The 7647-nt window shown below is 56.7% G+C and carries 6 protein-coding genes and 2 pseudogenes; all 8 read left to right on the top strand.

From position 1 onward, the window contains the following. Positions 1 to 20 precede the first annotated feature (20 nt). Positions 21 to 266 (top strand): annotated as a pseudogene (locus tag VI25_RS29020) (sensor histidine kinase); the annotation flags it as partial. A gap of 61 nt (positions 267 to 327) precedes the next feature. Next, positions 328 to 1047, top strand: a complete 720-nt coding sequence (locus tag VI25_RS18675; protein WP_236705126.1) for an ATP-binding protein — start codon at positions 328 to 330, stop codon at positions 1045 to 1047. A gap of 4 nt (positions 1048 to 1051) precedes the next feature. Continuing rightward, complete coding sequence (locus tag VI25_RS18670; protein WP_161806981.1) at positions 1052 to 1432, top strand: response regulator transcription factor; 381 nt, start codon at positions 1052 to 1054, stop codon at positions 1430 to 1432. A gap of 16 nt (positions 1433 to 1448) precedes the next feature. Beyond that, positions 1449 to 1625, top strand: a complete 177-nt coding sequence (locus tag VI25_RS29015; protein WP_082455686.1) for a helix-turn-helix domain-containing protein — start codon at positions 1449 to 1451, stop codon at positions 1623 to 1625. Between the two features lie 204 nt (positions 1626 to 1829). Then, positions 1830 to 3151: pseudogene (locus VI25_RS18665) on the top strand (sugar porter family MFS transporter). A gap of 159 nt (positions 3152 to 3310) precedes the next feature. Beyond that, positions 3311 to 3751 (top strand): PfkB family carbohydrate kinase, encoded by a 441-nt coding sequence (locus VI25_RS28640; RefSeq protein WP_316934367.1) that lies wholly within the window; start codon positions 3311 to 3313, stop codon positions 3749 to 3751. Then, positions 3661 to 4116, top strand: coding sequence for a PfkB family carbohydrate kinase (locus VI25_RS28635; RefSeq protein WP_052695722.1), 456 nt, complete (start codon positions 3661 to 3663; stop codon positions 4114 to 4116). Before VI25_RS28640 ends, VI25_RS28635 begins: the two co-directional genes overlap by 91 nt. 851 nt (positions 4117 to 4967) lie before the next feature. Then, the coding region (locus VI25_RS18655) for a SusC/RagA family TonB-linked outer membrane protein (RefSeq protein ID WP_055562730.1) at positions 4968 to 7647 on the top strand (2680 nt) is incomplete at its 3' end.

Genomic DNA, 7647 nt, shown 5'->3' with positions numbered 1-7647 from the left:
TAGAGGGGCAGAACGCCCAAATTAGCGCCCAGCACAACCAGATTGCACAACTGGCCGAGGAAGCCCGTCGGTCGTCGGAGGCCAAGCTGCGCTTTTTCACCAACTTCTCTCACGAGCTGCGCACCCCGCTCACCCTCATCTTGGGCCCAGTAGAAGACTTGCTCACCAACCCTAGTGAGCTAACTGCTGCCCAGCGCCACGACTTGCAGCTGGTGCGCCGCAACACCCAGCGCTTACTACAGTTGGTAAACCAGTTGTTGGATTTTCGCAAAATCGACGTGGGCAAGATGGCCGTGCGGCGCTACCCAGGGCAACCTGGTAGCTTTCGTGCGGGAGCTCATGGATGTATTCGAGAAAACCGCGCTGCGCCGGGGCATCACCTTCCGGTTTTTGCCAGCCGAACCTGTTATCAGCCTGTGGTTCGACGGCGACATTCTAGACAAGGTGTTTTCCAACCTACTTTCCAACGCCTTCAAGTACACCCCCGATGGCGGCCACATTACGGTAAGTATGCAGCGCAATGCCGGCACCAATACCGTGCAGATAAGCGTAGAAGACAACGGGCGCGGCATTGCCGAAACAGATCAGCCGCACATCATGCGGTGGTTTTACCAGGGTAGCCAGCCATCTGCCAACGGCTCGGGGCTGGGGCTCGCCCTGGCCGACGGTCTAACCCGCTTGCACGAGGGTACCTTATCCTTTCGGAGTCAGCCCGGCCACGGCAGCACGTTCACGGTGACGCTGCCCCTGGAGAAGCCTACTACTTTTCTGGATGCGGAGCTAGCCCACAATACGCACGCGCCGAATGACCTGCTCGACGACGAGCCCGCGCCTCTGCTCGACGAGAGCCCGCTGGCCCGCACAACCACTACCGTACTCATAATTGAAGATCAGGAAGAAGTACGCAACTTTCTGGTGCAGAAGCTCCAACCTCACTTCCAGGTAAGTACCGCCGCCGATGGCGCTACCGGCTTACGCCAGGCCAGTGAGACCATTCCCGATGTGGTTGTTTGTGATGTAAACTTGCCGGAGCTCAGTGGCCTTTGATGTGGTGGCCGCTCTGAAAGGCGACTGGCGCACCTCCCACATTCCCCTGGTGCTACTCACGGCCCGCAATGCCCCCGAACAGCAGATTGAGGGTGTGCAGGCCGGGGCCGACCTCTACCTGACCAAACCTTTCAACCCCACCTTCCTAGTAGAAAGCCTGCGCACACTACTGCGCAACCGCGACCAGCAGCGGGAGCACTTCCGCCGGGAGCTGTCGGTAGATACCGCTACGGTAGCGCCCCAGCGCGTAGACCAAAAGTTTTTGGCCGACCTCATGGCCATCATCGAAGCCAACCTCGACCGGTCCAGCCTGAGCGTGGATGATATTGCGCGCAGTATGGGCATTTCGCAGATGCAGTTGTACCGCAAGGTGAAAGCCTGTTAGGCACGGGTGTAATTGACTGCATCCAAAACCTACGCCTTACCAAGCCCGGCAACTGCTGCTTCAGGAAGGTAGCACCATTGCTCAGGTAGCTTATCAAACCGGCTTTTCTTCTCCTTCCTACTTTGCCACCCTCTTCAAAGGCAAGTACCAAGTATCTCCCTCCGAGTTTAAAGCTCTGCACACAGGCCACTAATCCTGTCAAAATTCTGCAAGTCCTGTCGAATTATTAAGGATATAGCCCTGTTTAAGAACTAGATATGCGCCAGTAAACTGCTTATTATCAGAATATTGCGTAACAAATAATGATCTGCAAGAATTTTGCATGCATTTGAAAGAATGTAGCAGACTGTAGCCGTAACGGAAGGCAAGATTTGGGAAACGTTCACCCCGGTTTTCCATGATTCAGCGCAAAGTTCTTTTCTGGTCAATCGTCACGGCACTGGGCGGCTTTCTATTTGGCTTTGACACGGCCGTGATTTCAGGAGCCGAAAGGTCCATTCAGCACCTCTGGCAGTTGTCGGCTTTCGAGCACGGCTTTACTATCTCGATTGCCCTGATTGGTACAGTACTAGGTGCTATGTTCGGGGGTATCCCTTCGGACCAGTTGGGGCGGCGGCAAACCTTAGCGCTGGATTGCGGTGCTGTACTTGGTGTCGGCCGTAGGCGCGGCGCTAGCGCCGAGTTGGGTACCTTCATGGTGTTCCGTTTTTTAGGTGGTTTGGGCGTGGGGCTTCCTCCGTAACGGCTCCACTCTACATTTCTGAAATTTCGCCGGCCAACTCGCGCGGCAAGCTGGTGGGCTTGTTTCAGTTCAACATCGTCTTTGGCATTCTCGCAGCCTACCTCTCTAACTACCTGCTTGTCAATGCCGGTGAAGATTCTTGGCGCCTAATGCTGGGCGTGCAGGCTCTGCCAGCAGCGGCCTTCCTGCTCTTCCTATTTCAAGTACCCGAAAGCCCCGCTGGCTACTACTGCCATGGCCGCCTGAATGAAGGCCGCGACGTGCTAAGCATTATTAGCCCCGCTACCGTGCAGGAGGATGTAGCCGCCATCCTGAACGCTCAGTCTCTTGGCACCGGCCGCGGGGAGTCGTTGTGGGCAACTCAGTACCGCACGCCGGTGCTGCTTGCCGTGGCCTTTGCCTTTTTCAATCAGGTGTCGGGCATCAATGCCATCATCTATTATGCCCCGCGCATTTTTGAGATGACCGGCCTGGGTCAGGGCGCGGCCTTGCTCTCGTCGGCGGGTATTGGTCTGGTCAACTTCGCCTTCACTCTCTTGGGGGTCAATGTCATCGACCGGTTTGGGCGGCGCAAGCTCATGCTGGTAGGGTCCCTTGGCCTCATTGCCACGCTGGCGCTGGTAGCGCGAGCCTTTTATACCCAGCAGTTCAGCGGTTACCTCGTGCCGGTGCTGCTGTTCGTGTACATCGGCTTCTTTGCTTTCTCGCAAGGAGCCGTCATCTGGGTGTTCATCTCCGAGATATTTCCCAACGCGGTGCGGGCCAAGGGACAAGCATTGGGCTCCTCTACCCACTGGGTAATGGCTACGGTTATTGCCTTCTCTTTTCCCTACCTGGCCGAGCGCTTGGGCGGTGGGCATACATTCTCTTTTTTCTGCGCCATGATGGTGCTGCAACTCCTGTTTGTGCTGCGCTATATGCCCGAAACCAAGGGTAGTAGTTTGGAGCAAATGGAGAACACGCTGGTCATGCACTAAGGGTGCTACGGTTAGTGTCGGGCGTAAAAAATAACGCCTTTAGACCAGCCAGACCGGCATTTCCTAAACAGCCACTGGCGCCCCCAGCAGTAGGGCAGAAAGGCATTTCGGTGGCTGTAGCGAGGTAGTGTTTTCAGGAACTCTTTTCCATCTCATCCCATGCCAATTGCTTGCTTTGGAGAAATGCTATGGGACATGCTACCCACCGGCCGGCAGCCCGGCGGCGCCCCCCTGAATGTAGCCGTGCACCTGCACAACTTCGGTCTGAATGCTCTAATTATCAGCCGTATTGGTCATGATGACTTAGGTGCCGAGTTGCGGGCTTTCGTGGAGTCAAAGAACATCAGCACCCACTACGTGCAGCACGGCGAAACTCACCTGACAGGCGTGGTAAAAGCCAACGTGAGCAACACGATGGAAGTGACCTACCAGATTGTGAAGCCCGTGGCCTGGGACTACATCCAGTACACGGCCGAGGTACGAGAATTGGTAGAAACGGCCGAAGCTTCGTGTATGGCAGCCTCGCGGCCCGCCACGCACCCTCCCGCGAAACGTTGTACCGGCTACTGCAACAAGCCCGCCTCAAGGTCTTTGATGTAAACCTACGCCCCCCCCACTACTCCCGCGACGTAGTGAGCTACCTACTCAACCAAGCCGACGTGGTAAAACTAAACCACCACGAGTTAACGGAAATCATGGGGTGGTTTGGGGTGGCCCCGAGTGAAGAAACGGCCCTACAGTGGCTGGCTGAACGCTTTCATCTGCAAGCCGTGTGCGTCACGAAGGGAGCCGATGGAGCAGTCTTGTGGGTCGACCACCAGCTGTATTTCAGCCCAAGCTTAGTGGTGCAGGTGCAAGATACCATCGGTAGCGGCGACGCTTTTCTTGCTGCTTTGCTTCGGGGGTTGCTGCTGAGGCAGGCGCCTCCCAACTACTTGGCTTTTGCCTGCGCCGCGGGTGCCTAGTAGCCAGCTACCAGGGCGCTACCCCACCCATATCTGAGGCCCAGGTGCTGGCGTTGGCCGCCGTTTGAGCATCCCTTTGCTGCTGTCAACCCATGAAAACAAGACAATTAAACTGATGGCCTTTTACACCAACTACCCCAATATCTAGGCTAGGGCACACCTGAATACAAGGGCCTAACCTAGAAGCACTAGGCTAGCAACCTCATCCTAATCATTGGCCGCCAGAGGTCATGGGCCCCTGATTCTTCTAGTACGCGCCGCCGCAGTGGATGATCAGTGCTAGTAGAGCCTACCTAGGATAGCGCACTCACCATATCTGTTTCAAGGGCTGCATTTCACCTGTCTCAGCTTACCAATCTTAGCCTGCCCTTGACTTCGGCCACACTTGGCTTTTCATGCTTTTCCATCTTATCTGCCTTCCCACATAACCCTTCCTTTCCTATGCTACCAACCTAACTCTCCTCAGCTCAACATTACGCAATACTCTGCTCCTCAGTGGCTAACTGCCTGCACCCATAGTGCCTTTCCCGAGTTGCACTCAGCAAAGCCGAGCCGTTTGCCTTGCTTTTCTGCCGAGTAGCGGCAGCCGGCTTACGCTTAGCTAAGTGCCTGTAGAATTCCCACACTCTATTCCTTCACTCATGGACAATAACTGGTACAAACGCTACACATTGGCTGAGCAATCATCCGCCGGGCTATCCGGCCGAAGCATTCCTGCATTAGTGAAAGCTCTGGTTTTCACCAGCCTATGTGCATTATCTCCTATACTGAGCCAAGCGCAGGCTACGCGGTCTGTTTCGGGCAGAGTAGTTGACGCTACTTCAAATGGCCTACCGGGCGTTACGGTCGTTGTGCCCGGCACATCGGTAGGAACAAGCACCAGCGGCGACGGCAGCTTTACCCTGCAAGTACCCACTGATGCCACCACCCTAACCGTATCCTTTGTGGGCTTTGCGTCTCAGCAAGTCAGCATCACGGGCAAATCTACGGTGCAAGTGACGCTGCGCGAAGACGCTCAGGCCCTGGGCGACGTGGTGGTGGTAGGCTACGGCACGGCCCGTAAGCAAGACCTCACCGGAGCCGTAAGTTCATTGAGCCCCAAAGACTTTAACAAGGGAACCTTCACCTCACCCGACCAACTGATTCAGGGGCGAGCCTCGGGCGTGCAGGTAACTCAGAACAGCGGGCAGCCCGGCGGCGCCGCTACCATCCGCATCCGCGGTAACTCGGCCGTGACCGGCACGGGCCAGCCGCTGTACGTCATTGATGGCGTACCCCTGGATGGTCGCTCGGCCCGGCCCGGCCTGAACACCGCCCTGGGTGGCAGCCCCGACAGCAACCCGCTCAACTTCCTAAACCCGGCTGATATTGAAAGCATTGACGTGCTCAAGGATGCCTCCGCCACGGCCATTTACGGATCCCGGGCAGCCTACGGCGTAGTCATCATTACTACCAAGCGCGGCAAATCGGGTGAGCCCCGGCTGGATGTGGGCGTCTCTGGAGGCTTTTCCCAGATTATGCGCAAGATTGACGTGCTTGACGCCGATCAATACCGGCAGGCCCTGCGCTACTACGATGCGCCCACTACCAACGACAAGGGCTTAAACAACGACCCCCTAGATGCGATTCTGCGCACGGCAGCCCTCCAGAACTACAACGTGGCCCTGAGCGGCGGCAGCGACAACGGCCGCTACCGCCTTTCGCTCGGCTACCTCGATCAGAAGGGCATTGTTCGGAAAACCGGGTTTAAAAAGTATACCGCTAGCCTTTCTACCAACCTAAAGTTCCTGGAAAGCAAGCGCCTGGGGGCCGACGTAAACCTGACTACAAGCCAATTCCGGGAGCAGCTGGCGCCCATCACCAACAACGGCGACTTCCGCGGGAGCCTCATCGGCCAGGCTTTGCAGTACAACCCTACCGATACGCTGTACAATTCTGACGGCAGCCCGTTCGTCCGGCGTGGCACCATCATCAACCCAGTAGCCCAACTAGAGTACTACAACGACAACTCCCGGGTAACCACTGCGTTGGCTTCGATTTCACCGTACTATAAGTTCACCGATTGGCTGGAATACCGGGCCCTGATTTCGGCTAACTATAGCACTGGGGTCCGCCGCACGTCCATCGACCAGCGCCTCAACATTGAGGACTACGTTGGGCGGGGGTTTGCGCTTATCGGCAACAACGAGCTGCTCACCCAGCAAATGACGCACACGCTGAGCTTCAACCGGCAGGTCAGCCCCGACTTCAACGTGAATGCGCTGCTGGGGTACGAGTACCAGAAGTTTGCTAACTCTGGCTCAACCATCAATGCACTGGGGCCAGCCGGCGGCTTTGGCACCTATGGGCTGGATTACACCAACTACCTACAATACTCCAACCCGTCGGCCCGCAACATTTCCTCGTTTGTGGACCCCCGTAACCGAACTGCAGTCGTACTTCGGCCGGGCCATTGTAAACTACAAAAACCGCTACTTATTGACGGCGACCCTGCGGCAGATGGTAGCACTAAGTTCGGCGCCAACAACCGGTACGGCTATTTCCCTTCCTTATCAGCAGCCTGGGACATCAGCCAGGAAAGCTTCTTTGCCGTTGAGGCCATCAACCAACTGAAGGCGCGGGTAGGCTACGGCCGCACCGGCAACCAGGAGTTCCCGGCAGGCTCGGCGCAGGGGCAGTTTGCCTTCTTGTCCAATAGCGGTGGCCTAGGCCAGATTACCAACGCAAACCCGGACCTAAAGTGGCAGGCCGACGAGCAGTACAACGCTGGCCTCGACTTCGCCTTATTCAACAACCGCCTGACGCTGACGGCTGACTATTTCTACAAGCGCACAACCGACCTGCTTTACCCCAATATTCCCGGGTATCCGGCGGCGCCTGGTGGGAGCAGTGTTATCTGGGCCAACCTCGACGGCATCATTGTTAACAAGGGGGTAGAACTGTTGGCAGGCATCACGGCCTTCGACACGCAACGCTTCGGGCTGAGCTTTGCGGCCAATGCGACGTTCGTAAAAAATGAGGTATCGGGGCTGCCAGCTACCCTGGTTATTCAAACGGGTACGCTTAGCGGGCAGGGCCTGTCGGGCGTAACGATAGAAACCATTCAGAACGGCTCTCCGCTGAACGGCTTCTACTTGCCCAACTATAACGGTATCAACGCCAGCACAGGGCTGTACAACGAATTTGGGGCCGCGGGCTACGCCGGCAACCCTAACCCCACCACGCTGGCGGGCCTGAGCACAACTGCCCGCTTTGCCAAGCTTTCCCTGACGGCCAATCTCAATGGGGTATTCGGCAATAAGATTTATAACAACACCTTCAACAGCGTACTGAACGTCAGCCAGATTCGTGCGGGCCGCAACATTGCCCTGGCCGAATACGAGTCGGGCACGAGGGAGTCGCTGGCCAATGCCGTTACGCCCTCCACGCGCTACTTAGAAAACGGCAATTTCGTGCGCCTCTCCAACGTGACGCTGTCCTACGCCCTCGGCGACCTGGGCAAAGCTTTAAGGGTGCCAGCGTGTATGCCAT

Origin of the sequence: Hymenobacter sp. AT01-02 (assembly GCF_000961955.2) — a bacterium.
In the GTDB taxonomy this organism is placed as follows: Bacteria; Bacteroidota; Bacteroidia; order Cytophagales; family Hymenobacteraceae; genus Hymenobacter; species Hymenobacter mucosus.
The sequence above is the reverse complement of the archived record's forward strand: the minus strand, read 5'-3'. Positions and strand labels throughout refer to the sequence as shown.

Coding starts and splice junctions, on each gene's coding strand:
- VI25_RS28640 (WP_316934367.1), top strand. CDS start 3,311: ATGCCAATTGCTTGCTTTGGAGAAATGCTATGGGACATGCTACCCACC.